The sequence below is a fragment of the Streptomyces sp. NPDC001443 genome (assembly GCF_053597355.1).
Genome location: NZ_JBSFIA010000014.1, coordinates 17,703 through 39,877 on the forward strand (window position 1 = coordinate 17,703; position 22,175 = coordinate 39,877).

The 22,175-nt window shown below is 69.8% G+C and carries 22 protein-coding genes; 15 read left to right on the plus strand and 7 right to left on the minus strand.

Annotated features, from left to right (window positions below; genetic code table 11):
* The first annotated feature begins 2 nt into the window (after nt 1-2).
* The 11 genes from ACWC24_RS16870 to ACWC24_RS16920 all read left to right on the plus strand — a co-directional run bounded on the left by ACWC24_RS16870 (nt 3) and on the right by ACWC24_RS16920 (nt 11,981).
* Entirely contained in the window at nt 3-935 is a 933-nt protein-coding gene (locus tag ACWC24_RS16870; protein ID WP_450663593.1) for a hypothetical protein, read from the plus strand.
* A 42-nt stretch (nt 936-977) separates the two neighbouring features.
* Nucleotides 978-2,150, plus strand: a complete 1,173-nt coding sequence (locus ACWC24_RS16875) for a DUF3500 domain-containing protein (protein WP_450663594.1) — start codon at nt 978-980, stop codon at nt 2,148-2,150.
* Nucleotides 2,150-3,019, plus strand: coding sequence for a hypothetical protein (locus ACWC24_RS16880; RefSeq protein ID WP_450663595.1), 870 nt, complete (start codon nt 2,150-2,152; stop codon nt 3,017-3,019). The genes ACWC24_RS16875 and ACWC24_RS16880 overlap by 1 nt, the downstream gene beginning before the upstream one ends.
* A gap of 94 nt (nt 3,020-3,113) precedes the next feature.
* Nucleotides 3,114-4,097, plus strand: coding sequence for an ABC transporter substrate-binding protein (locus tag ACWC24_RS16885; protein ID WP_450663596.1), 984 nt, complete (start codon nt 3,114-3,116; stop codon nt 4,095-4,097).
* A 14-nt stretch (nt 4,098-4,111) separates the two neighbouring features.
* On the plus strand, nt 4,112-4,963 hold the full coding sequence (locus ACWC24_RS16890; RefSeq protein ID WP_450663597.1) for an amidohydrolase family protein: 852 nt from the start codon (nt 4,112-4,114) through the stop codon (nt 4,961-4,963).
* 74 nt (nt 4,964-5,037) lie between these two features.
* Nucleotides 5,038-5,730, plus strand: coding sequence for a GntR family transcriptional regulator (locus ACWC24_RS16895; RefSeq protein ID WP_450663598.1), 693 nt, complete (start codon nt 5,038-5,040; stop codon nt 5,728-5,730).
* Nucleotides 5,731-5,756: 26 nt separating this feature from the next.
* Nucleotides 5,757-7,346, plus strand: a complete 1,590-nt coding sequence (locus ACWC24_RS16900; RefSeq protein ID WP_450663599.1) for a carboxylesterase/lipase family protein — start codon at nt 5,757-5,759, stop codon at nt 7,344-7,346.
* Nucleotides 7,347-7,368: 22 nt separating this feature from the next.
* Nucleotides 7,369-8,406, plus strand: coding sequence for an ABC transporter substrate-binding protein (locus tag ACWC24_RS16905; RefSeq protein ID WP_450663600.1), 1,038 nt, complete (start codon nt 7,369-7,371; stop codon nt 8,404-8,406).
* A 32-nt stretch (nt 8,407-8,438) separates the two neighbouring features.
* Nucleotides 8,439-9,305, plus strand: coding sequence for an ABC transporter permease (locus ACWC24_RS16910; RefSeq protein WP_450663601.1), 867 nt, complete (start codon nt 8,439-8,441; stop codon nt 9,303-9,305).
* A gap of 36 nt (nt 9,306-9,341) precedes the next feature.
* Nucleotides 9,342-10,574, plus strand: a complete 1,233-nt coding sequence (locus tag ACWC24_RS16915; protein ID WP_450663602.1) for a lactonase family protein — start codon at nt 9,342-9,344, stop codon at nt 10,572-10,574.
* Between the two features lie 135 nt (nt 10,575-10,709).
* Entirely contained in the window at nt 10,710-11,981 is a 1,272-nt protein-coding gene (locus ACWC24_RS16920) for an IS256 family transposase (protein WP_450663603.1), read from the plus strand.
* A gap of 2 nt (nt 11,982-11,983) precedes the next feature.
* Here ACWC24_RS16920 and ACWC24_RS16925 read toward each other — a convergent pair whose 3' ends face one another.
* The 4 genes from ACWC24_RS16925 to ACWC24_RS16940 all read right to left on the minus strand — a co-directional run bounded on the left by ACWC24_RS16925 (nt 11,984) and on the right by ACWC24_RS16940 (nt 15,796).
* A complete protein-coding gene (locus tag ACWC24_RS16925; RefSeq protein WP_450663604.1) occupies nt 11,984-12,832 on the minus strand; it encodes a transposase in 849 nt (282 codons plus the stop codon).
* Nucleotides 12,829-13,392: a transposase gene (locus ACWC24_RS16930; protein WP_450663605.1), complete on the minus strand. Its 564-nt coding sequence runs from the start codon at nt 13,390-13,392 to the stop codon at nt 12,829-12,831. The genes ACWC24_RS16925 and ACWC24_RS16930 overlap by 4 nt, the downstream gene beginning before the upstream one ends.
* Before the next feature lie 256 nt (nt 13,393-13,648).
* Nucleotides 13,649-14,554, minus strand: coding sequence for a zinc-binding dehydrogenase (locus tag ACWC24_RS16935; RefSeq protein ID WP_450663606.1), 906 nt, complete (start codon nt 14,552-14,554; stop codon nt 13,649-13,651).
* Nucleotides 14,555-14,620: 66 nt separating this feature from the next.
* On the minus strand, nt 14,621-15,796 hold the full coding sequence (locus ACWC24_RS16940) for an FAD-dependent monooxygenase (RefSeq protein WP_450663607.1): 1,176 nt from the start codon (nt 15,794-15,796) through the stop codon (nt 14,621-14,623).
* A 76-nt stretch (nt 15,797-15,872) separates the two neighbouring features.
* On the opposite strand from ACWC24_RS16940, the gene ACWC24_RS16945 reads away from it, so the two are divergent.
* Entirely contained in the window at nt 15,873-16,439 is a 567-nt protein-coding gene (locus tag ACWC24_RS16945) for a TetR/AcrR family transcriptional regulator (protein ID WP_450663608.1), read from the plus strand.
* Between the two features lie 898 nt (nt 16,440-17,337).
* Here ACWC24_RS16945 and ACWC24_RS16950 read toward each other — a convergent pair.
* Nucleotides 17,338-18,588 (minus strand): FAD-dependent monooxygenase, encoded by a 1,251-nt coding sequence (locus ACWC24_RS16950; protein ID WP_450663609.1) that lies wholly within the window; start codon nt 18,586-18,588, stop codon nt 17,338-17,340.
* 80 nt (nt 18,589-18,668) lie between these two features.
* Between ACWC24_RS16950 and ACWC24_RS16955 the strand changes: the two genes are divergently transcribed.
* Together ACWC24_RS16955 and ACWC24_RS16960 are read left to right on the plus strand one after the other, a co-directional pair.
* Nucleotides 18,669-19,229, plus strand: a complete 561-nt coding sequence (locus ACWC24_RS16955) for a TetR/AcrR family transcriptional regulator C-terminal domain-containing protein (RefSeq protein ID WP_450663704.1) — start codon at nt 18,669-18,671, stop codon at nt 19,227-19,229.
* A gap of 247 nt (nt 19,230-19,476) precedes the next feature.
* Nucleotides 19,477-20,073, plus strand: a complete 597-nt coding sequence (locus ACWC24_RS16960) for a DUF3500 domain-containing protein (protein WP_450663610.1) — start codon at nt 19,477-19,479, stop codon at nt 20,071-20,073.
* A 469-nt stretch (nt 20,074-20,542) separates the two neighbouring features.
* Here the strand turns inward: ACWC24_RS16960 and ACWC24_RS16965 are convergent, their stop codons facing one another.
* Complete coding sequence (locus ACWC24_RS16965) at nt 20,543-20,872, minus strand: hypothetical protein (RefSeq protein ID WP_450663611.1); 330 nt, start codon at nt 20,870-20,872, stop codon at nt 20,543-20,545.
* A gap of 15 nt (nt 20,873-20,887) precedes the next feature.
* On the opposite strand from ACWC24_RS16965, the gene ACWC24_RS16970 reads away from it, so the two are divergent.
* The gene (locus ACWC24_RS16970; protein ID WP_450663612.1) at nt 20,888-21,214 is read left to right on the plus strand and encodes a hypothetical protein; all 327 of its coding nucleotides are present in this window, start codon (nt 20,888-20,890) and stop codon (nt 21,212-21,214) included.
* A gap of 271 nt (nt 21,215-21,485) precedes the next feature.
* Here the strand turns inward: ACWC24_RS16970 and ACWC24_RS16975 are convergent, their stop codons facing one another.
* On the minus strand, nt 21,486-22,169 hold the full coding sequence (locus tag ACWC24_RS16975) for a response regulator transcription factor (protein ID WP_450663613.1): 684 nt from the start codon (nt 22,167-22,169) through the stop codon (nt 21,486-21,488).
* Between the last annotated feature and the right edge of the window lie 6 nt (nt 22,170-22,175).

Sequence of the window (22,175 nt, forward strand, 5' to 3'; positions counted from 1 at the left end):
CCGTGAACACCCCTTCTGTGAAAACCTCTTCCGCGGACGGCGGGACGCTGGACATCCTGCTCGGCGACTACCCGCACACCCGCGTGCTCAGGGACGGCACCATCCCCGTCGAGGGCGCCGAGTGCCGCTTCCTGTCGGCCTCCCCGCTGCACTCCGCGTTCCCGCGAATGGTCCGCGCCCTCGAGTTCGACATCTGCGAGATGCCCGTCGCCACCTACCTGCTGGCCCGCGACGCGGGCGTGCCCATCACCCTGCTCCCCGCCGTGCTGATCGGCGCCACCCACCACCGCTCGCTGACCCGGCTGCCCGACGGACCCCCGCTGGACGTACGCCGTCTCGCAGGCCACCGCATCGGGGTGCGCTCGTACGGCCAGACCACCGGCCTGTGGGTGCGGGGAATCCTGCGCGAGGACTACGGCGTCGACGCCTGCGACGTCACCTGGGTCACCACCGAGGACGCCCACGTCGACAGTTACGTGAACCCGCCCAACGTCGAGCGGTCCTCGAGCGGCGGCGTCGCCGCCCTGCTGCGCGCCGGGGACGTGGACGCGGCGGTCCTCGGGCCACGCGCCATCGGTGTCCAGGACGTGCCTCTGGTCCCGGTCGTCGAGGACGCGGAGGAAGCGGCCGCGGCGTGGGTCGAGCGGCACGGGACCGTGCCCGCGAACCATCTGCTGGTCGTCCGCGACGACGTCCTGCGCACCCGGCCCGACGCGGTCACCGCCGTGTTCCGGGCGCTCGCCCAAGGCATCGACGAAACCGCCGGCGAGCGCGACCTCACCACCCCGCAGGGCCGGGCGGTCACCGCCGGCTGGAGCGACTCGCTCGCCCGCTGCCTGGAGACCGCCGCCCGCTACGCCCTGGAACAGCAACTCGTCCGCACCCCCGTCGACCTGGCCCGCCTCCACAAGGACGCGGCGTTCCTCGACGCTTGAGCGGCCCGGCGAGTCACCACCACGAGAAAGGAGGGAGAAGCGATGGAAAGCATGGACGACGCCGAGCTGCGGGTACGGCCCTCGGCCCCCACCCGCGAACCGGAACTCTGGACGCCGGAACTGCTCGCCAAGGTCGACTGGCGCCGTGAGGCGGCCGACGAACCGCTGCGCGGGGTGGTCACGTCCGACGGACCGATCCCCGGCCTCTACCCGCTGACCGGTACCGGTGTCGACACCACCCGCATCCGCGAGGCGACCGCCGCCTACCTGCGCGCACTCACCCCGAACGAACTGCACGACGCGCGCTTCCCGATGCGGGACGTCACCTGGCGCCACTGGAACAACGGCGCACGCTACTTCCTGCGCCACGGTCTGCTCCTGGAGCAACTCGAACCCAAGAAAAGGCAGTTGGCCCTCGATGTGCTGCGGGTCAGCCTCAGTGAGGCCGGCTACCGGCAGGTGATCGACCTGATGCGGCTCAACCTGACCATCGGGGAGATCCGCGACGAGACCGACATGCTCAACGAGTGGCTGTACTGGTTCAGCGTCTACGGCGACCCGCTCGGCGACGGCCCGTTCGGCTGGCAGCTCGACGGCCACCACGTGAACGTCAACTGCGCCTTCGTCGAGGACCACATGGTCCTCACCCCGACCTTCCTCGGTGCCGAGCCGGTGATCGCCCACGGCGGCAAGTACGCCGGTACGACCGCGTTCCGCGCCGAAGAGGCCGCCGGGCAGGAGCTGTTCAGGGGACTGTCCGCGCCCCAGCGGCAACGGGCCACGATCGCCGACGAGTTGCCCGGCGAGCTGTTCGCGGGCGCCTTCCGGGACAACTGGGAGCTGGACTTCGCGGGCCTCGCGCTGAGCGAGCTGACCGGCGACCAGCGGCACACGGCCCTCGAACTGATCGCCCTGTACACCGACCGCGCCAACCCCGCTCACGCCAAGGTCCGCACGGACGAGGTCCTGGCCCACGAGGGCGACACCTGGTTCGGCTGGATCGGCGACCCGGACGGCGTCTTCTACTACCGCCTGCACAGCCCGGTCATCCTCGTCGAGTTCGAGCACATGGCCGGGGTGATGTACGCCAACGACCACCCCACCCGCCGGCACATCCACACCATCGTGCGCACCCCCAACGGGGGCGACTACGGCACCGACCTGCTGCGCCAGCACCACGCACGGCACCCCCACAACGGACCGAGGAGGAAATGATGAGGGTGGTACTGGGCCGCGACGACCTGGCCACGGCGGCCGGGACGGCGATCGAGGAGACCGGGACGCCGTTCGAACGGCTGAGCGTCAAACCGGTCCACAAGGCCTCCCGCGCCTTCGTCGACGGCACCGGCGCCGACCTGTGCGAACTCGCCGTCGTGACCCTGCTGCAGGCGATCGCCCAGGGCCGCGACGTGCTCCTGCTGCCGGTCACCGCCCTCGGCCGCGACCAGCACCACACCCTGGTCACCCTCGGACGGCTGACGGTGCAGGACATCGAGGGCCGCAGCGTCGGCGTCCGCGCCTGGAGCCAGACCACCGGCGTGTGGGTACGAGGCTTTCTCACCGAGAGTTACGGCGTCGACCTGCGCAAGATCGACTGGCGCACCTACGAGGGCGCCCACGTCGACGGCTACGAGGACCCTGCCTGGGTCACCCGCGCACCCGAGGGCGCCAAACTCCCGGCCGACTTCCTCGACGGACGCCTCGACTTCGGGATCATGGGCAACGAACTGCCCGCCGACGACCGCATCCGCACCGCGATCGCCGACGCCCGCGAGGCGGCCGCCACGTGGGCGGCGAGCACCGGATTCACCCCCGTCAACCACGTCCTCGGCATCACCGGCACCGCGGCCCGCCAGCACGCGCCTGCGATCCTCGCCGCCTTCGACGCCCTGCGCGCCGCGGCAGCCGCCGCGCCCACCGCCGCGATCGACCCGGCCGGCTTCGACGGCCTGCGCGCCCCCTTCACCCGGGCCGCCGCCTACGCCCTGGAGCAGGAAGTCGTCCCGCGGGCCGTGGAGTTCGACGAGCTCGTCGACCGCACCTGCGCGGCCCTGGGTGTCCCGGCGTCCCGCCTCGGCGGCTGACCGCCGCGCCCGAGCCGCACGACGGACCCCGCCCCGGCGGCCTGACACGCCGGGGCGGCCCCCCGATGAGAGACGAAAGGCAGGAAATCAGGAAATGGAGAAGCTCTCCACCGTCCTCGGCGACTACCCGCATGTGCGGGCGCTGCTCGACAACAGTGCCGCCGTGACCGGCCACCGGGTCGAGGAGGTGAAGGTCAGGCCGGTGATCGGCGCCTACCGGCGGATGATCCGCGACCTCGAGTTCGACGTGTGCGAACTGGCGCCGGTGTCCTACCTGATGGCCCGCCAGGCCGGTGTCCCCCTCACCGCGATCCCGGTCTTCCTCAACCGCCGTTTCCACCACGGCGACATCCAGTGCGGAGCCCGCTCCGGCATCCGGGTCCCGCGCGACCTGGAGGGCCGCCGGGTCGGCGTGCGCGCCTACTCGGTCAGCACCGGCGTGTGGGCGCGCGGCGTCCTCACCGAGGAGTACGGCGTCGACATCGACAAGATCACCTGGGTGGTCGACGACGACGACCACGTCGAGGGCTGGGTGCCCGCCAACGTGGAACGCGTCACCGACGGCCGATCCCTCGGCGACCTGCTGCGCGCGGGAGAGATCGACGCCGCGTTCACCGGCAACGCCGGCACCGGCCGGGCGGGCGCCCCGCGCAGCGGCTGGACCGCGACGGCCGAGCCGCAGGCGGACGACGCGGACACGCCCTACCCGCTGTTCCCCGAGGCCGACGTGCTCGCGTCCGACCACTACCTGCGCTCGGGCGTCTACCCGCTGCACTCCCTGATCGCGCTGCGCGGCGACCTCGTCGCCCGCGATCCGGGCCTGCCCACCGCGCTGTACGCCGCGTTCGCCGAGGCCAAGCGGCAGCAGACGACCGCCGACCCGGCCTGGGCCGACCTGCCCAGGTTCGCCCGCCAGGCCGCCCAGACCGGCCAGGACCCCGTCCCCTACGGCATCGCGGCCAACGAACCCAGCCTCGCCGCCCTCGTCCGCTACGCGCACGACCAGGGCCTGATGGACGGAGACATCCCCGACGACTCGCACGCGCTGTTCGCCGCCGGCGACTACCCCGACGCCTGACAGGAGCATCCACCGTGGACATCATCGACACCCACTGCCACGTCATCGCCGCCGACCAGGACCGCTACCCCTGGTCGCCCATCGGCGGGAAGGCGTCCGCCTGGGCCACCTCCCGTCCGGTCACCGCCGAGGACATGGCCGAGCGGATGGACCAGGCGGGCATCCAGCGGTCCGTCCTCGTCCAGGCCACCACCGCCTACGGCTACAACAACTCCTACGTCCTCGACAGCCGTGCCGCGCGTCCGGACCGGTTCATCGCGGTCGGCACCTTCGACCCGCTCGCCCCCGACGCTCCGGCCCGGCTGGCCACCGCCGTCACCGGTCAGGGTCTCGCGGGCGTGCGCCTGTTCACCAGCGGCAGCACGGTCCCCACCCAGGGCGAGTGGTTCGCCGCCCCGGAGTCGTACGACTTCTGGGAGGCGGCGGGCGAACTCGACGTCACGGTATGCCTCCAGATGCGCCTGGGCCCGGCCAGCCGACAACTCGCCGAGGTGCTGGAACGCTTCCCCGGCGTACGGGTGTTCCTGGACCACATCGGCTACCCCGACATCGCCTCCTCGCCCGCCCGGGCCGGCAAGGAGGTGGCCCAGCTGGCCGCCCACCCCAACCTGTACCTGAAGCTCACCCACCGCAACCTCGAACCCCTGCATGCCGCGGGGGAGGAGGCGATCGAGTTCCTCACCCCGGTCATCGACGCGTTCGGCGCCGGCCGCATCGCCTGGGGCTCGAACCTCCCGGCAGCCGAGCAGTCCCTGACCGGCCTCGTCGACCTGGCGCGCACGGTGCTGGCCCCCCTGCCCGACCCGGTCAAGGAGGAAATCCTCGCCGGGACCGCGCAGCGCCTCTACCCCTCCCTGGCCGGCTAGGAGCTGACCTGCCATGCAGTCGGTTAAGGTTCCCGCCTCGGACTCCAACCCCACAGACAGACAAGGCGGTCACGGTGGACCACGACAGCGACAGTGCCCCCGCCGAGGCGAGAGCGCCAGGCACCAGGGAGAGCCACGCCTACGAGGGGCTTCGCTCGCTGCTGGTGTCGGGGAGCATTGCGCCCGGCACCCGGCTGACCGAGGCGGACCTGACCCGGATGTTCGACGTGTCGCGCTCCACCATGCGCTCCGCGCTGGGCCGCCTGACCCAGGAGGGCTACGTCACCAGCGAGGTCAACCGCGGGGTGCGTACGCGCAGCTTCTCCGTGGAGGAGGCCGCGGACATCCTGGAGGCCCGCGAGACGCTGGAATCGGCACTGGCCGGCAAGGCGGCCGAACGGGCCACCGCCGAGGAGATCGAGGACATGCGCCGCACCCTCCAGGAGATGGAGGAGGCGAAGGCACGTGGGGACCAGGCGGCCTACTCGCAGGGCAACCGGAGCTTCCACCAGCAGGTGAAGCACGCGGCACACCAGACGACCCTGGCCCGCGCCTACGACACCCTGCTCTACCCGATGGTGATGCGGCAGTACCGCAACCTCACCGCGCAGCACCCGAGAACCGGGTCGCTGGAGGAGCACCAGGCCATCTTCCTCGCCATCCTCACCCGCAACCCCGACGCCGCCGTCGCGGCGATGCGCCACCACGTCGGCTCCGCCCGCAGGGCGCTGCTGCTGGACAAGTCCCCGGAGCCGCCCGTCGCCTGACGAACGGCCGGGGCGGAAAGGACCTCATGCCCCAGGCCGTACAGACCGAGGCGGGCCCCATCGAGGGCGTACTGTGCCGGGACCGCTCCGTCACCGTCTTCCGCGGCATCCCCTACGCCGCCCCGCCCGTCGGTGACCAGCGCTGGCGGGCACCGCAGCCCCCGCCGCGCTGGGAGGGCGTGCGGCGGGCCGACCGGTTCGGGCCGATGTGCCCGCAGGCACCGGCCGACGCGGCGGCGACCGGGGTCGACGTCCCCATGAGCGAGGACTGCCTGAGCCTGAACATCTGGACGGGCGCTACCTCCACCACGGAACTCCGCCCGGTCCTGGTGTGGGTCTACGGCGGCGGCTTCCGCGAGGGCACGGGTGCGCATCCCCGCTACGACGGCGAGAACCTGGCACGCCAAGGACTGGTCGTCGTCACGTTCAACTACCGTCTGGGTGCCTTCGGGTTCCTCGCCACCGCGGAACTGAGCGAGGAGTCCGGACACGGATCCTCCGGCAACTACGGGCTGCTCGACTGCGTCGCCGCCCTGCGCTGGGTGCGCGACAACATCGCGCGCTTCGGCGGGGACCCCGCGAAAGTCACCGTGGCCGGTCAGTCCGCCGGGGCGGGCATGGTCAACTTCCTGGCCATCTCCCCGCTCGCCGAGGGGCTTTTCCACCGGGCGATCGCACAGAGCCACGCACGCTATGCGCGGGATCCCGAACTGCGCTACCTCTCCACCTCCTACCGCCTGCCCCCGGCTGCCGAGGCGGCAGGAGAGCGCTACACCCGGGCGCACGGCGCCCAAAGCGTGCGCGAACTGCGCAGCCTGCACTGGAGGAAGCTGGTCGACGGGCACCATCCCCTCGACACCGCCGTCGAGACCGGCGGCCCCGCCGGCCCGCCCCTCTTCCGTCCCGTCGTCGACGGCTGGGCGATCCCCGCCGGCTACGACGAGACGTACGCCAAGGGCGCCCAGAACGACGTCGACTACCTCACCGGGAACAACCTCGACGAGAGCGGCGCCGTCCCCGAGACGCTGGTCGCCTCGCTACGCACCGGGCGACGCACCGTCCGCCCCGGATCACCGCCGGTCCACGTGACGCTGGAGCAGCATGCCGCCGCGGCCCGCCGCAAGTTCGGGCCGCTGGCCGAGGAGTTCCTGCGGCTGTACCCGGCCGCGACGGACGACGAGGCCGCCGCAGCCGCCGGCCGGGCCGCCCGTGACAACTCCCGCCTGTCCACCTACCTGTGGGGCACGGACTGGACCCGCCACACCACCGGCCGGCTGCACACCTACTTCTGGACCCACCGCACCCAGGTGCCGGGCGGCGGACCGCGCCAGGCCTCGCACGGCACCGAGATCGACTACGTCTTCGGCAACCCGGCCGGCGGCACCGTGTCGTGGACCGAGACGGACCACCACATCGCCCGGACCCTCACCTCCTACTGGGTCAACTTCGCCGCCAGCGGCGACCCCAACGGCAGGGGCCTGCCCCACTGGCCGGTGTTCGACCCCGACGCCGGCTCCGTCATGGAGCTCGGCGCCCGGTTCGGGCCCATCCGTGTCGCCGACCCCGTGCGCACCGACTTCTGGATCCGCTTCTTCAGCACCCAACAGGCCTGGTGAACAGGTGAACAAAGGAGTTCCCATGAGACGCCGTAACACCACCCGCAGCCTCGCCCCGGTCACCGCCGCGATCCTCGGCGCCGCACTGCTCACCGCGTGCGGCAACGATGGCTCCGCCACCACGAGTTCGGACGGCACCACCACCGTCTCGGTGGGCATCAGCGGCAACGTCTTCGACCTCTCCATCCGACTGGCCGACGCGAACGGCTACTTCACCGAGCAGAAGATAAAGATCAAGTACGTGACGCTGACCGCGGCCACGGGCACCTCGGCCTTGGAGTCCGGCTCGGTGCAGTTCCTCAACTCCAGCCCGACCGGATTCCTCGCCGCCCTCTCCAAGAAGCTCCCCGAGATCTCGGTAGCCACCAACGGTGGCGGCAACCCGCTCGGCGTGGTCGTCAGCGACGAGTTCGCCAAGGAGCACAACCTGACCGCCGACACCCCGGCAGACCAGGTCGCCAAGGCCCTGGCAGGCTCGACGGCGGGGGTCAGCTCCGCCAACACCAAGGCCGAGGCCGGCATCTTCCTCAAGGCCCACGACGTCGACCCGGGCAAGGTGAAGTGGGTGACCCTGCCGAGCCCGGCCGCCGACAAGGCCGCCCTCACCAAGGGCGAGGTCGACTGGTTCATCACCTCCGAGCCGATCCCGCTCCAGGTCCAGCACCAGGGCGACGGCGTCGTGGTGGCCGACCCGACCAAGGTCCCCGAATGGGCCTACGAACAGGCCGGATACGGGCAGGTCGTGGTGGCGAAGCAGAACTACGCGAAGTCCAATGAGAAGGTGACGAAGGGATTCGCCACCGCGGTGCAGCAGGCAACGGAATACCTCAGCTCGCACGACTCCGGTGACGCGAAGGTCCTCGCCGCCGCGCGTACGACCCTGCCCGGTACGCCCGACGACGTGCTGAGCGCCGCCGTGAGCCAGGTGAAGTGGCCCGCCAGCGCCAAGCAGGACGACGAGGGGTGGAAGAAGACCCTCGCCTTCGTCAAGGACGGGATCGGCGCGGTGCCCGACGCGTCCATCTCCGCCGACAACTGGACCAACACCTACCTGCCGTGACACGGCGTCACCCCCGTGGAAGGGAGCAGACCATGGCAACCGTCACCGACAAGGCCGTGACCCGGCCCGATCCCGACACCGCGGCTACTGCCCGCAGGACGGCACGCATCCGTCTGGAGAGCACCGGCTCCATCATCGCGCTGCGCGTCCTGGTGATCCTCATCGCCCTGGTCCTGTGGCAGGTGATGAGCGGGCCCGTCGTACCCGAATACGCGGTCAGCAAGCCCACCGACGTCTACCGCGCGCTCACCGACATGCTCGGCTCCACGAGCGGCTGGACCGACATCAAGGTCACCACCGTCGAGGTGCTGGCCGGGTTCGGCCTCGGCGTCCTCGCGGGCACCGTGATGGGCCTGGTGCTCGGCTCCTTCCCCGTCCTGGGCAAGGTGCTCGAACCGCTCGTCGCCGCCGTCAACGGCATACCCAAGATCGCGCTCGCCCCGCTGTTCCTGCTGTTCTTCGGCATCGGCCAGTGGTCGAAGATCACCATCGCCATGACCGGCGTCGCCTTCGTCGTCTTCTACAACATCTACCTCGGCCTCAGGCTCCGGGAGCGCGAACTCGTCGAGGTCGTCCAGGTGATGGGCGGCCGCAAGCACCACGTCCTCGGCTACGTCACCCTCCCCACCCTGGCCGCACCGTTCTTCGCCGCGCTCAAGACGGGCGGGCCACTGGCCATCCTCGGCGTCATCGGCGGCGAGTTCATCGCTTCCTCCGAAGGGGTCGGGCACGAACTGTTCACCGCCGCCCAGAACCTCGACGCGGCCGCCGAGTTCGCCGGCCTGATCGTCCTGGTCGCCATCACCCTCGCCCTCAACGGAGTTCTGACCGCCCTCGACTCCTACGCGCTCAAGAGCCTCGGCCTGGCGGCCCGCCGCCGCCCGCAGCCCAAGAGCTGACACCCGGGACCTCCTGAACAGAAGGAAGCAACGCCGATGAACGCATCACCGGCCCCACCACCGCGCGCAGAGCACGGGCCCTCCCGAAGAACCGTCCTCGGCGCCGTTCTCGCCCTGTCCACCGCGACGGCCGCGCCACTGCTGTCCGCAGGCACGGCCGCCGCAGCCACCTGCCCGGACGGCGACCTGCTGTACATCGGCACCTGGAACCAGAACCAGGTGCACGCGGTGCGGTTCGACGCCGCCGACGGCACCATGACACCGCTCGGAGCGGTCGCGACGATCAGCTCCAGCTGGGTCACCGTGCATCCGCACCGGCCGGTCCTCTACGTCGGCGGCGCCGAGCAGGGCGGATTCATCCGCTCCTTCGCCATCGACGACAGCACCGGAGCACTGCGGCAGACCGGGGAGACAGAGACGGAGCCCGTCCCGACCGGCAGCGGCGGACTGTCGTACCTCGCGCCCACCACGGACGGCGACGCCCTGCTGGTCGCCGACTTCGCGGCGGGCACAGCGGTGACCGTCTCGCTCACCGCGGACGGTGAACTCGGCGAAGTGACCTCCAGCGTGCAGGACACCGGCTCCGGCCCCAATCCGCGACAGACAGGACCCCACCCGCACCACGTGGTCATCGACCCGAGCCGCAGATTCGCCCTGGTCGCGGACTTCGGCGCGGACCGGGTGTTCGTCTACGACTACGACGCGGCGACACACCAACTGTCGGCCGGCCCGGACGGCCCCGCCTCCTTCGCCACGACACCGGGGTCGGGCCCCAGGCGCCTGGTCTTCCACCCTGACGGCCGGACGGTCTACCTCCTCAGCGAACTGACCGCCGACCTCCGCGTCCTCGACTGGGAGTTGCATCAGGGCACCTTGACGGAGCGTCAACTATTGACCACGAACGCACCGGCTCACACCGGCTCCACGAGCGCCGCAGAACTCGCCCTCAGCCGCGACGGTCGGTACGTCTACGTCTCCAACCGCGGCGACAACGCTCTCGTCGTCTTCTCGGCCGCCCACGGCACCGGCCTGCTCACCGAGATCCAGCGGGTCCCCTGCGCAGGCATCACCCCCTGGACCATGACCCTGCACCCGGGCGGCCGCTGGCTGTTCGTCGCGAACGAGGCGAGCAGCACCCTCAACCTCTTCGGCGTCGAGCCGCACTCGGGCCTGCTCACCGACACCGGCACGTCCGTGGCAGTCCCCAACCCCGCCAGCATCAGCCTTCGCCACGCTCACGCGGGCACCGCAGGTGCCACCCACTTCTGATCACCACAACGTGCAGGCGCTGCCGGTCGCTACGGCAGCGCCTGGGCGGAAACGGCGGGAGTGTAAATCTAACGGCGGATCCGACGATCATGGGAGAGACGTCAAGTGACTCATGCCGCCGTGAAGTTGGAGACCATGGACCCTGTCGAGAGTGCCCAGCCCGGGCTGCCTGCGTCCGTGTCCGACGAGCAACTGGTCGCGATGCTGGTCGAACGGGCCCGGTCGGAGGGGCTGCAGCTGACCGGGCAGGGCGGGCTGCTGCAGCAGCTGACCAAGCGGGTCCTGGAGTCTGCGCTGGAAGGTGAGATCACCGATCACCTCGGCTACGAGAAGCATGACGCGGCCGGGCGGGGCAGTGGCAACTCCCGCAACGGGGGCCGGGCCAAGACCGTGCTGACCGACGTCGGGCCGGTCGAGGTCAAGATCCCGCGTGACACCTCGGGCACGTTCGAGCCGCAGATCATCAAGAAGCGGCAGCGCCGGCTGACCGGGGTCGACGAGATGGTTCTGTCGCTGTCCGCGAAGGGCCTCACGCACGGCGAGATCGCTGCCCACCTGGCCGAGGTCTACGGGGCCGAGGTGTCCAAGCAGACCATCTCCTCCATCACCGACAAGGTGATGGAGGGCATGGCGGAATGGCAGAGCCGTCCCCTGGACCGCATTTACCCCGTTTTGTTCGTCGATGCGATCAACGTCAAGATCAGGGACGGGCAGGTCGCGAACCGTCCCGTCTACGTGGTGATGGCGGTGACCGTGGACGGCACCCGCGACATCCTCGGCATCTGGGCCGGCGACGGCGGTGAGGGCGCGAAGTACTGGCTGCACGTGTTCACCGAGCTGAAGAACCGCGGCCTGGACGACGTGCTGATGCTGGTCTGCGACGGGCTCAAGGGGCTTCCGGATGCCGTGGAGACCGTCTGGCCCCGCACGATCGTCCAGACATGTGTGGTGCATCTGCTGCGGAACTCGTTCCGTTACGCCGCCCGGCAGGACTGGGACAAGATCGCCAAAGCCCTCAAGCCCGTCTACACCGCACCCGGCGAGGACGCGGCGACCGAGCGGTTCCTGGAGTTCCAGGAGTCCTGGGGCCGGAAGTATCCGGCAATCGTGAAGCTGTGGTCGGACGCCTGGGCCGAGTTCGTGCCCTTCCTCTCCTTCGACGTCGAGATCCGCAAGGTCATCTGCAGCACCAACGCGATCGAGAGCGTCAACGCACGCATCCGCAGGGCTGTTCGCGCCCGCGGCCACTTCCCCAACGAGGCCGCCGCCCTCAAGTGCATCTACATGGCCCTGATGAGCCTGGATCCGACCGGCAAGGGCCGCAGGCGATGGACCATGCGCTGGAAAGCACCCCTCAACGCATTCCAGATCGCCTTCGAGGGCCGCCTGACCCCGAGCAGCAACTGACCTCAACAACCAGGATCAGCCGTTAAATTGACACACCCGGGTGTCTGCTGTTCGGCGCGGACGCGGAGTTGCAGGTCACGGAGCTCGCGCGGGGGAAAGCCCACGGTGCGGGCGCTGTCGGCGGTGCTGGTGCACTGCGTGCGTGTCGGGCAGGGACGGCACTGGCTCTTGGTGAACCGTGCCACGATCAGCGGGGCCGCGGTGGGCGAGGAGGTCGGGTAGGGGCCGTGCCAGCCCGCGCTGACCTGCCCCTGGGGACAGATGACCTGCCGGCGGTCGAAGTCGATATGGAAGTCGTCCCGGGCGAAGCCCTCGCCTCGGCGGTGCTGGTGCGTGGGGTTGCTTTTCAGCGGTCCGGAGACGGTGACCTGGTGTTCACGGGCAGCTTGTTCCAGGTGGGGCAGGGAGGTGTAGCCGGCGTCGACCAGGTGCTCGGCGGGTAGCAGCCCGCGACGAGCCAGGCGGGTGTGGATGCCGGACAGGACCTGACTGTCGTGGGTGGTGGCCGCGGTGGTGGCGACATCCGTGATCACGTTGGGGCTGTCGGCAGCACAGGTCTCGGTCAGATGAGCGGCGAACCCCTTCCAGCTGATGATGTGCCCGTGCCGTGCATAGCGGGCCGAGGTGTCGTAGGGGGAGACGATCGCCCTCGACGACGGCGGCAGACCCGCCCCGCCTTCCTTCTCGGCGGTGCGCCGGTGAAGGTGCCCAGCAGCATCACGGTGATAGTTCTGCATCATGATCTGCCGCAGAGCCTGAACACGAGGACCGGACATGCGGTCCGCTCCGTACCGGTAGAGGTGTTCCAGGAGCCGGACGGCGTCGTTTCCGGTGGCAAGGATCCTGGTCATGGGCTTGGTGGGGTTCTTCCCCAGGCGGACCGGCCGACCGTAGCGCAGCCCCCGGCCTCGTCGGCCAGCTCGTCGAGCAGATGAGGGGAGATGCCTGCGACCTCTTCGAGTGCGGCGCGAACCGCCTCGGTGATCAGCTCCAGGCGGGTCAGGTCACGCACCGCGGCCAGGACGTGGGTGGAGTCGGTGCGCTGCGTGGTGCGCTCGCGCACCAGGCCGGCCTCCTTGAGGCGGGCCAGTGCCAGGTCGAGGAGGCGGTCGGCACGGCCGTCTTCAGCGAGACGATCGCGGAAGTCGGCCAGCGTGCTGTGGTGGAATCCGGGATCGTCCAGCTCCATGGCCATCGCGTATTTGAAGTCGATGCGGCAGCGGACCGCCTCGGCAGCCTGCCTGTCCGACAGGCCGAGCAGGAACTGCAGCACACAGACGGTGGCCAGCTGAGCGGGCGAGAGCCCCGGACGTCCGTCCCTGGGGTACCAGTCCGCGAAGTCCTCGTCGCCCCACAGTCCGTCCAGCCGGTCCCGCACCCATATCGCCGTCGTGCCAGCTGGGTTGCTCACCCGCGCGACCCGCGCGGTCAGAGGCGGAACGTGCTCAATGGAACGGGGGCGCAGGGACAACGGGCACCTCGACGGCTGCATCGGTCGGCGGAACCACCCGAGCATGCCCGTCGACCATGCTGCCGCACCGGAGAACTCCAAGATCCCCGACAGAGTCAAGCTCAGTCTCAGAGGGTCAATCGTGGCCGCCATGCGGCTGTCGGTCGGCCTTGCGGGTGCCTCGGGCAGGACGGGACCGTCCTTCGTGGTTGCGGGTTCATGAGATCGCTGCCGCGATCCGGCGGGGCGCGTCGACGGCGCGGAGTCGGCGGGCGAGTGCGTCGATGTCGTCCCACTCGGCGTGTTCCGCGTCGAGTGGAACCAGCTTGCCGTTCGCAAGAAGGCCGAGGAGGTAGGCCATGTCCGGGCCGAAGCGGTCGCCCGCCCGAAATCCCTCGATGGCGCGGCGTCGTCCGGCCAACTGGTAGGGGTGGAGCGTGGTCGGCTGCCCCGAACTGGCGCCCATCTGCTGGACGACGCCGTCTTCGGCCAGGAGGTCGACGGCTTGGGACAGTCCGGGTCCGCCGACCGGGTCGATCACACCGTGCACGGGAGCGGACACCATGCCCAGTTCGGTGACGACTTCGTCGGCTCCGAGCGCCAGCAGTCTGTCCAGGCTGCGGGGATCGCGCACAGCGGCGGTCACGTGGGCACCGGCGTGCCGACCCAGCTGGACGGCGAAGTGTCCGACCGCGCCGGCCGCTCCGGTGACCAGCAGACGGCGGCCGGTCAGGGAACCGAGGCGTCGCACCGCCCGCAGTGCGCTCACCCCAGGAACCAGCAGGGTGGTGGCCTGACCGGAGTCGACCTCTTCCGGTACGGTCGCCACCTCGTGGGTGGAGACGGCCCGTATCTGTGCCCAGGCGTCACCGGTGGCCAGTGTGGCCACTCGGGTGCCGGACGCGGGGCCCGTGCCATCCGAGGCGGCCCGCCGGACCACGCCGACCGCGTCGTATCCGGGGATGCTTCCCGGCGGCAGTGTGGCCGCGTGATCGAGGCCGCGGGCAAGCAGTGTGAACCGCTCCACTTCCACCAGTACGTCGCCGTTTTGTGCCACCGGGTCCGGTGCCTGGCCGAGTCGTACCCCCGCGGGGGTGTCCGGTGTGCTGAGCAGTGCTCGCATGGGCCCTCCTTGGGCTGCACGAGTTCAGGAAACGGCATCGGGCCGAGGATGTGTGCCGGTGGCGGGCTACGGCTGCAGGGGCCGGGAGTAGTCCGGCAGCGAGGTGGTGTTCCTCGCCTGCGAGCGGCGGTCCAGTTCCGCGAGCGTGTTCATGAGCGGGAGGCGGGCGAAGGTGTCGCGGACGAGTCGGCCGCCGGCGGTCCTGGGGATCATCATGCGGACGTTGGGCCCGATCTGCTGCTTGCGGTCGACCAGCGGGCGGTGGACGGCGTGGTAGCGGGCGAGGGCGATGCGGTGGTCGCCGTCCGCGGCGGCCAGCTCGCCGGCCAGGCGGTAGGCGCCGACGAGGGCCAGTTCCGCGCCGGCGCCCGAGGCGGGGGAGGCGCACCAGGCGGCGTCCCCGACCAGCGCGACGCGGCCGTTGGACCAGGATGTCATCCTGACCTGGCCCAGGGCGTCGAAGTAGAACTCCGGGTCGGCGAGAGCCGAGTCGAGAAGTTCCCGGGTCCGCCATGACCTGTCACCGGCGAACCGTTCGCTGATCAGGCGCTTGTGCTCGGTGACGTCTCGACGGTCGTACTTCAGCGGGGCGGAGCGGTACATGAAATAGGCCTTGGCCTGGGTGTGGTTCCCGGAGCGGTAGATCCCGGTCATGCGGCCCGGAGTGTTGAACATCGTCACCCAGCGGTCCTCACCCAGGGAGGCGTCGGCGTCCGCGAAGGCGAAGTAGTGATCTTTGAAGTGGACGAACCGTTCCTCCGGCCCGAAGGCGAGCTGTCGGACGGTGGAGTGCATTCCGTCGGCGCCGACGATCAGGTGGAAGCGGCGGGCGGGTGCCCGTTCGAAGGTGACGAGCACGCCGTCGTCGTCCTGCTCCAGGCACTGGACGGAGTCGTTGAACAGGTATTCGGTGACGGTCGCTTCATCCAGCAGCCGGACCAGGTCGCCTCGCATGATCTCCACGCAGGCCGGGTCGTGTGTGCCGACGCGGGCGACGGTCCGGTCCGAGGAGTCGACGAACTTCATCCCCCGGACATCGGTGGCCAGCTCGCGGACCCGTGCCATGATCCCCGTCCGCTCGGCGACTTCGACGGCCTGGCCGCGTACGTCCACCCCGTTGCCGCCGGTGCGTAAGGCCGGAGCCCGCTCGACCACCGTGGCCTGGAAGCCGTGCCTGGCCAGCCAGTGGGCCAGGGTCAGACCGGCGATGCCTGCTCCGCAGATCAGGATGTGCTCGCTCATGGGCGGCCGCTTTCCCGCTAGACTAAGTGAAATAGGCGTTCCAGTAAATTATGTGGAAGGCGCGTTTCACTTGTCAATGTCCTCCGGAACCCCGCGCCGGGCCGACGCCCTGCGCAACCGCCGGCTCGCACTCGACGCGGCCACCGCACTGCTGGCCGAACCCGGCACACCTCTCACCGTGGAGACCATCGCCAGGAGGGCGGGGCTGGGGGCGGCCACCGTCGTACGCACGTTCGGCGGCAAGGATGCCCTCCTCGACGCGGCGGTTTCCGGCCTGCTCGCCCCGGTCGTCCAGCGGGCCCGCGACCTGCTCGCCGAGACGACGCCCGGACAAGCCCTGGACCTCTTCCTCCCCGAGCTGATCGCCTTCCAGGCCGCACACCACTCCGTCAGCGACCAGTTGGGGGGCCTGAACATGCCCGCGACCACCGCCCTGCGCGGCGACCTCGCCCGCGTGATGGAAGAGATGGTCGAAGGAGCCCAGCGTGACGGCGCGGTCCGCACCGACATCGATCCCGCTGTCACGACCGGCCTGATCGGCCGAACCGCTCTCGCGATCGCCCGCGCCCAGCCTCCCTCCCGGCAACTCATCGACGCCTACCTCACGGTGCTGCTGCAAGGACTCCGCCCCCACGCCCGATGAAGTGGCCGGCGATCGCCCTGACTGCCGAAGGACATCGACCAACTGTTTGAATCTGGCTAGGTGAAAAGGAGTCGTGAGGGCCTCAACTGGGCTGCTAGGAAGTGGAGATGACTACTTGCGATCTTGATCCTGTGGCGCGTCTTCTCGCGGAACGTAGCTGCGAGCGTTTGGTCTTGGAGGTCGTGCGTCTCCAAGCCGGTCCTGATCAGGGGCCAAGGCTCAGTTGCTGGGCTTCTTCGCATCCGCCGGGCCATCGTCGACCGCGGGAGGCGTTGTCGGTGCGGGGAGCTGGGTGCGGTGCTGGGGCTGAGCAGTGCGTCGAGGGTGGTCTGCCACCTGCAAAGCCTGGAGCGGCGTGGCGCCCTGACCCGCGACGGCCTCGGCTGGCGCACCTGCCGCCTGACCCGGTAGCCGCCCCGACCCTTGCGGCAATCCTGAGCCGTCTCTTGCACTGTCTCTTGCGTGAGCCCGGACGATCTTCCCGGATCTGTGCAGGCCATCACGTGTTTCCGGGTGTGGTCGAGGGTCTGGCATCCCCCACAGAGCATCCCGCAACCGTCACAGCCGAAAAAAGGAAGAAGCCGGGCAGGGGCGGAGGCCGGGGTGCGCTGCGGGGGATCGGGCGGTCCGGTGTCCTGCTCGCGCGTCGGCGGGACCGCGCGCGGGCCGGGCCGATAAGCAGCCCGGCCACCCCCTGGCGGGTGATCTTGCGCGGGGGAGCGTGACCGGGTGGGTGGGCAGTGGGGTTGATCGCGTATGCATCTGACCCGACGCCTGCTCGCAACGGCGGCCACTGTCGCCGTCCTCGCTTTGTAGGCAAGGGTGTTCGTCCTGTCGCAGTTCGCACGGCCGGTCGGCGTGGTCGTGGCGGCCCTCGGTGCGAACTGCGTGGTCGCGTTCAGACGATGCTGGTCGGTGCCGGGTTCTCGGGGAGCTGCCAGTTGCCTCCGCGGTCTTCTTTCGAAAGGCGCGCGACGAGGTCGGGGATGTGCAGGAAGCAGGCCAGCGCGGTGGTGGCCTGGAAGGCATCGATCGCGCGCTGGGTCATCGGCATGCCCAGGTGCAGCAGGCGCGGGTTGACCTCACCTTGGATCTCTTCGATGAAGGGCCGTAGCATGCGGTCGTAGTTCGCCAGCGCGGTCGGCAGGTCGTCGGGGTGGCGGTTGATCTCGCCGGCCAGGACGTGGGCGCCGACGAGGCCGCCGGAGATGCCCATGCCGCTGTAGGGGGAGGCGCAGTGGGCGGCGTCGCCGGCCAGGACCACGCGGCCCTCGGACCAGGTGTCGGTGCGGACCTGGACGATCTCCTGGGAGTAGAAGAACGGGCTGGTCCTCATGCCCTCGATGAAGCGTTCGGTCTGCCATCCGGCGTCGCGGAATCTGCTCGCCCAGAACTCCTGCTGGCGCTCGACGGGCGCCCGGTGGACCGCCGAGGCTTCCTCTGATTCTTCCCGTAGGACGAAGTACGCCTGGGTCTCGGTCGGGTTGTGGCTGCGGCGCATGATCTGACGGCCGCCCGGGATCATGTAGGTGTCGCGGATAGTGCTGTCGGATGCGATGCGCGGAACGAACCAGTAGGCCATGTGGATGCCCACCCGCCAGTACGGGTCGAGACCTTCCGGAAGAAGCGCTCGCCGGATGCGCGATCCCTGGCCGTCCGCGCCGACCAGGAGGTCGAATTCGCCGGACGACCCGTCGGAGAAGTGTGCGACGACCTTGTGGGCGTCCTGTTCGAAGCCGTCCATGCTCTTGCCGAAGACGTACGCGGTGTCATCTCTCGTCGCATCGTGCAGGATGCGCACCAGGTCGCCGCGCATGATCTCGTACTCGGACGTGAGGGTCTGTCGGCCCTTCCCCGAGGTGTTGGCCATGATCGTCGCCTTGGCCTTGCCTCGGGCGTCGATGAAGGCGACGCCCGCCTCGTCCACGAGCCTGCCGCGGACGGCGTCGAGAAGCCCCATTCTCTTGACGGCCTCAATGCCCTGCCCTCGCAGATCGACCTGGGCCCCGGCGGCCCGCAGGGCCGGAAAGCGCTCGACAACGGTCACCCGGTGGCCGCCCCGGCTGAGCCAGAAGGCCAGGGCCTGCCCCGCGATCCCACCACCGGCGATGAGGACCCGCAGGGGCTGCTTGCCCGATCCCTCCATCATGCCCGCCTCTCCAAAAATCTATCAGTGAAAGATTCCTTTCCAGAGTCATCTATCAGCGATAGATTGTCAACGTGACCAAGATGAACCGCGAAGCCGTCATCACTGAGGCGCTCGGCCTGCTCGACGAAGTCGGGCTGGATGCCGTCAGCACAAGACAGCTGGCGAAGCGGCTGAACGTGGAGCAGCCGTCGCTCTACTGGTACTTCCGCACCAAGAAGGACCTCCTCGCCGCCATGGCGGAGGCGGCGATGGAACCCCACGCCACCGCACCCCTGCCGGCCCCCGGCGACGACTGGCGCGACTGGTTCACGGACAACACGCGCAGCTTCAGGCGCACCCTGCTGATGCACCGGGACGGCGCACGGCTCCATGCCGGCAGCACCCCCACCGGCGACCTCGACCGGATCCGCCGCAAGATGGACTTCCTCGTCACCTCCGGCGTGCCCGAGCGGGAAGCGCAGATGGCCATGCTGGCAGCCAGCCGCTTCACGGTCGGCAGCGTCCTGGAAGAGCAGGCGGACACCGGCCTCGACGACGGCACGGATCTACCGATTGACATGCCGGTGATCGATCACGAGTCGGCATTCGAAGCAGGCCTCGCCCTCATTTTGAACGGCCTGGTGCACCGTAGCGAGGTGTAGGAAGTCGGCTGATCCCGCAGGTCGGGCGTCAGATGGGTGGGGAGATCCCACTGAGCAGGTGTGGGGTCACCCCCGAGTGGGGGATGGCCGTTTTCAAATAGCGCCATCAATTGCCCCCGCCTGCGTGTGGCCAGGCCCGTGCACCGGTTTCAGCGGGTGCCGGAGCTCATCGGTGCGGACGAAGTCCTGGACATCCGGCCGACGGTCCAGGACGCGATCGCCCCCTGAAGCGAGGGCGGCAGGGAAGTTGCTGGAGCTGTTGGCGTACTCGTGGAAGTGGATCACCCCGCTCAACGCCGAACAGGCCGCTCCGAAGCTCACGGCCGCGCAGGCGAACCTCGATCAGACCTGGTTCGCGTGGTCCGGCTCCACCGTGTCCGGTCAGCCCATCTACTACCGGGTCCAGAGTCCTAAGTTCACCATCGAGTTCGCCCACCAGCAGGGCTCCGGCGCCAAGCGGGCGGAGTCACGCACATTCATTCCATCTACCGTGAGAACGGCAACGACTACGGCGCACAGGACTGAGTCCGTGCCCTTCCTCCGACACAGCCCGGCCCGGTGGACGGCGGCAGCGATGCTGGCCGTCGCCGGGACCGGCCTGGCTGCCGCGCCCGCGCAGGCACACCCCAGCGACGAGATCATCCAGCAGATCTACCTGACGTCCACCCACTCCCGCCTGGACGTCGAACTCGATCTCACGCCAGGGGTTCTGCTGGCCCCGACATTCGCCCGCACCGTCGACAGCGACCACGACCATCGGATCAGCGACCGCGAGACGGCTGCCCACATCCACCGCGTCGTTTCCACCCTGCGGCTGCGCGTCGACAGCGCACCCGTCCGCTGACGGTCACGGACCACTCCTACCCCGCCTACGACCTGCTCGCCGCAGCCGTCGGCACTGTGACCGTCCGTCTGAGGGCCGAACTGCCCCACGGCGGGCGGCAACAGCACATCACCTTCACCGACGCCTACGACCCCGGCGGGCGGACGACCGTGCAGGCGAGCATCATGGTCGCGCCCAAGGACGCGGTGCGCACCGGCGCCCCGCAGCGGACGGACGGCGGCCGCACCATCGGGTTCACGGCCGGCGACGGCGCAGGGACACCGGCCACGGCACAGGCTCCCCAATCCCAGGCCCGGACCTCGCCACGACCGACAACGTCGGCAACCGGCCCAGGCGGCGGAAGACTCCTCGCCGCGCTGCGCAAACCCCTGTCGTCGCCCCTGGCACTGCTCGTCCTGATCGCGACGTGTGCGCTGCTCGGCGCGTTCCATGCGCTCACGCCGGGGCACGGCAAAGCGCTGCTCGCCTCCTACCTGGTCGGCTCCCGCAGCACCCCCGGCAGGCGGTCGCACTCGGGGCCGTCATCACCGTCACCCACACCTTCTCCGTCATCGTGCTCGGCACGTTCGTCCTGGTGGCGGGCCGGTACGTCATGCCCGGGACGCTCGTCCCCTGCCTCGAAGCGATGTCCGGGACGGTCGTGGTCGCCCTCGGAGTCCGACTGCTGTTGCGTCGCTGGCGATACCGCGGTTCCCACGGCCACGACCACCCACACGATCACGGGCACCCACACGATCACGGGCACCAGCACAACCAACAGCACCCACATCCGCATCCGCATGCCTCGGACCACCAGCATCCGCACCCGGAACCCATGTGGCCGTCCTCCTTCAAAGGCATCGCAGCACTCGGTGTGGCCGGCGGGATCATGCCCTGCCCGGAGGCACTCAGCGTGCTGTTGCTGGCCATCGGGCTCAATCGCACCGCCCTGGGCCTCACCATGATCGTCGCGTTCAGTGCTGGGCTGGCCGGAGTCCTTGTCGCACTGGGGCTGCTGCTGGTCACCGCCGGAACCACGCTCACCCGATTCCGGCATGCCCCGCCCGGACTTCTCCTCAAGGCTCTGCCCCTGTGCTCCGCCGTGTTCGTCACCGCGCTCGGCGGGACGATCGCCCTGCACGGGGTGAGCGCACTGGGATGAGTCTGAGGCCCCGGACCGTGGTTGCCCTGGAGAGGAGGGCGTGACACGGAACTGCCGGGGGATCCGCAGCGTCCGCGGGGACTGCGGATCATCAGCAGGGCCGGGCGGATGCTTCGCCCCCGCGAGCCGGTGCCCGGGGGAGTGCCCCTGGATCCCACCGGCGTGGCCTTCTGCGCGTTGCCTTCCAGGTGTTCCGAGAGGAACGCGTGCCTGGTCGACCAGGCACGTCAGGTCGGCTCCGACGAAGCAGTGGTTCGCACCCGGGACGGGGTCATGGGGTGGCGGGAGGCCCGGACTGCACGAGCCCCGACTGGTAGGCAGTGACGACGAGTTGGGCTCGGTCACGGGCGTGGAGTTTGGTCATGGCGCGTTGGATGTGGGTACGGATGGTCAGTGGGCTGAGGCAGAGGGCGTCGGCGATGTCCGTGTTGGACATGCCGTGGGCCGCCAGGATCATCACTTCTCGTTCGCGTGCGGTGAGGGAGCTGAGCTGCTCCGGCAGCGCCGTGTCGATGGCCGGCTCGGGTGTGACCAGAAAGCGGGTCACGAGCATCTTGGTGGCGGCCGGGGACAGGAGTGCGTCGCCGTCCGCGACGGTACGGATCGCGTCGAGCAGGGCGTCGGCGGTGACGTCCTTGCCGAGGAACCCGCTCGCTCCGGCGCGCAGCGCGCGGGCGACGTACTCGTCGGTCTCGAATGTGGTGAGGATGAGGATGCGGACGTCCGAGAGCCCGGGGTCGGCACAAATGGCGGTCGTGGCGGCCAGGCCGTCGGTGCCGGGCATGCGGATGTCCATGATCACGACGTCCGGCCGGAGCGTTCCGGCAAGAGCGACGGCTTCCGCGCCGTCGGACGCCTCACCGACGACTTCCAGATCGTCGGCGGAGTTGATCAGGATGCGGAAGGTGTCCCTGAGAAGGGCCTGATCGTCGGCGAGAAGCACGCGGATGGTCATGGGGTT

Coding starts and splice junctions, on each gene's coding strand:
- ACWC24_RS16970 (WP_450663612.1), top strand. CDS start 20,888: ATGTGGCCGTCCTCCTTCAAAGGCATCGCAGCACTCGGTGTGGCCGGC.
- ACWC24_RS16925 (WP_450663604.1), bottom strand. CDS start 12,832: ATGACCAGGATCCTTGCCACCGGAAACGACGCCGTCCGGCTCCTGGAA.
- ACWC24_RS16880 (WP_450663595.1), top strand. CDS start 2,150: ATGAGGGTGGTACTGGGCCGCGACGACCTGGCCACGGCGGCCGGGACG.
- ACWC24_RS16975 (WP_450663613.1), bottom strand. CDS start 22,169: ATGACCATCCGCGTGCTTCTCGCCGACGATCAGGCCCTTCTCAGGGAC.
- ACWC24_RS16950 (WP_450663609.1), bottom strand. CDS start 18,588: ATGATGGAGGGATCGGGCAAGCAGCCCCTGCGGGTCCTCATCGCCGGT.
- ACWC24_RS16920 (WP_450663603.1), top strand. CDS start 10,710: ATGGACCCTGTCGAGAGTGCCCAGCCCGGGCTGCCTGCGTCCGTGTCC.
- ACWC24_RS16885 (WP_450663596.1), top strand. CDS start 3,114: ATGGAGAAGCTCTCCACCGTCCTCGGCGACTACCCGCATGTGCGGGCG.
- ACWC24_RS16915 (WP_450663602.1), top strand. CDS start 9,342: ATGAACGCATCACCGGCCCCACCACCGCGCGCAGAGCACGGGCCCTCC.
- ACWC24_RS16900 (WP_450663599.1), top strand. CDS start 5,757: ATGCCCCAGGCCGTACAGACCGAGGCGGGCCCCATCGAGGGCGTACTG.
- ACWC24_RS16910 (WP_450663601.1), top strand. CDS start 8,439: ATGGCAACCGTCACCGACAAGGCCGTGACCCGGCCCGATCCCGACACC.
- ACWC24_RS16875 (WP_450663594.1), top strand. CDS start 978: ATGGAAAGCATGGACGACGCCGAGCTGCGGGTACGGCCCTCGGCCCCC.
- ACWC24_RS16940 (WP_450663607.1), bottom strand. CDS start 15,796: ATGAGCGAGCACATCCTGATCTGCGGAGCAGGCATCGCCGGTCTGACC.
- ACWC24_RS16955 (WP_450663704.1), top strand. CDS start 18,669: ATGAACCGCGAAGCCGTCATCACTGAGGCGCTCGGCCTGCTCGACGAA.
- ACWC24_RS16965 (WP_450663611.1), bottom strand. CDS start 20,872: ATGCTGGTGGTCCGAGGCATGCGGATGCGGATGTGGGTGCTGTTGGTT.
- ACWC24_RS16945 (WP_450663608.1), top strand. CDS start 15,873: ATGTCCTCCGGAACCCCGCGCCGGGCCGACGCCCTGCGCAACCGCCGG.
- ACWC24_RS16935 (WP_450663606.1), bottom strand. CDS start 14,554: ATGCGAGCACTGCTCAGCACACCGGACACCCCCGCGGGGGTACGACTC.
- ACWC24_RS16905 (WP_450663600.1), top strand. CDS start 7,369: ATGAGACGCCGTAACACCACCCGCAGCCTCGCCCCGGTCACCGCCGCG.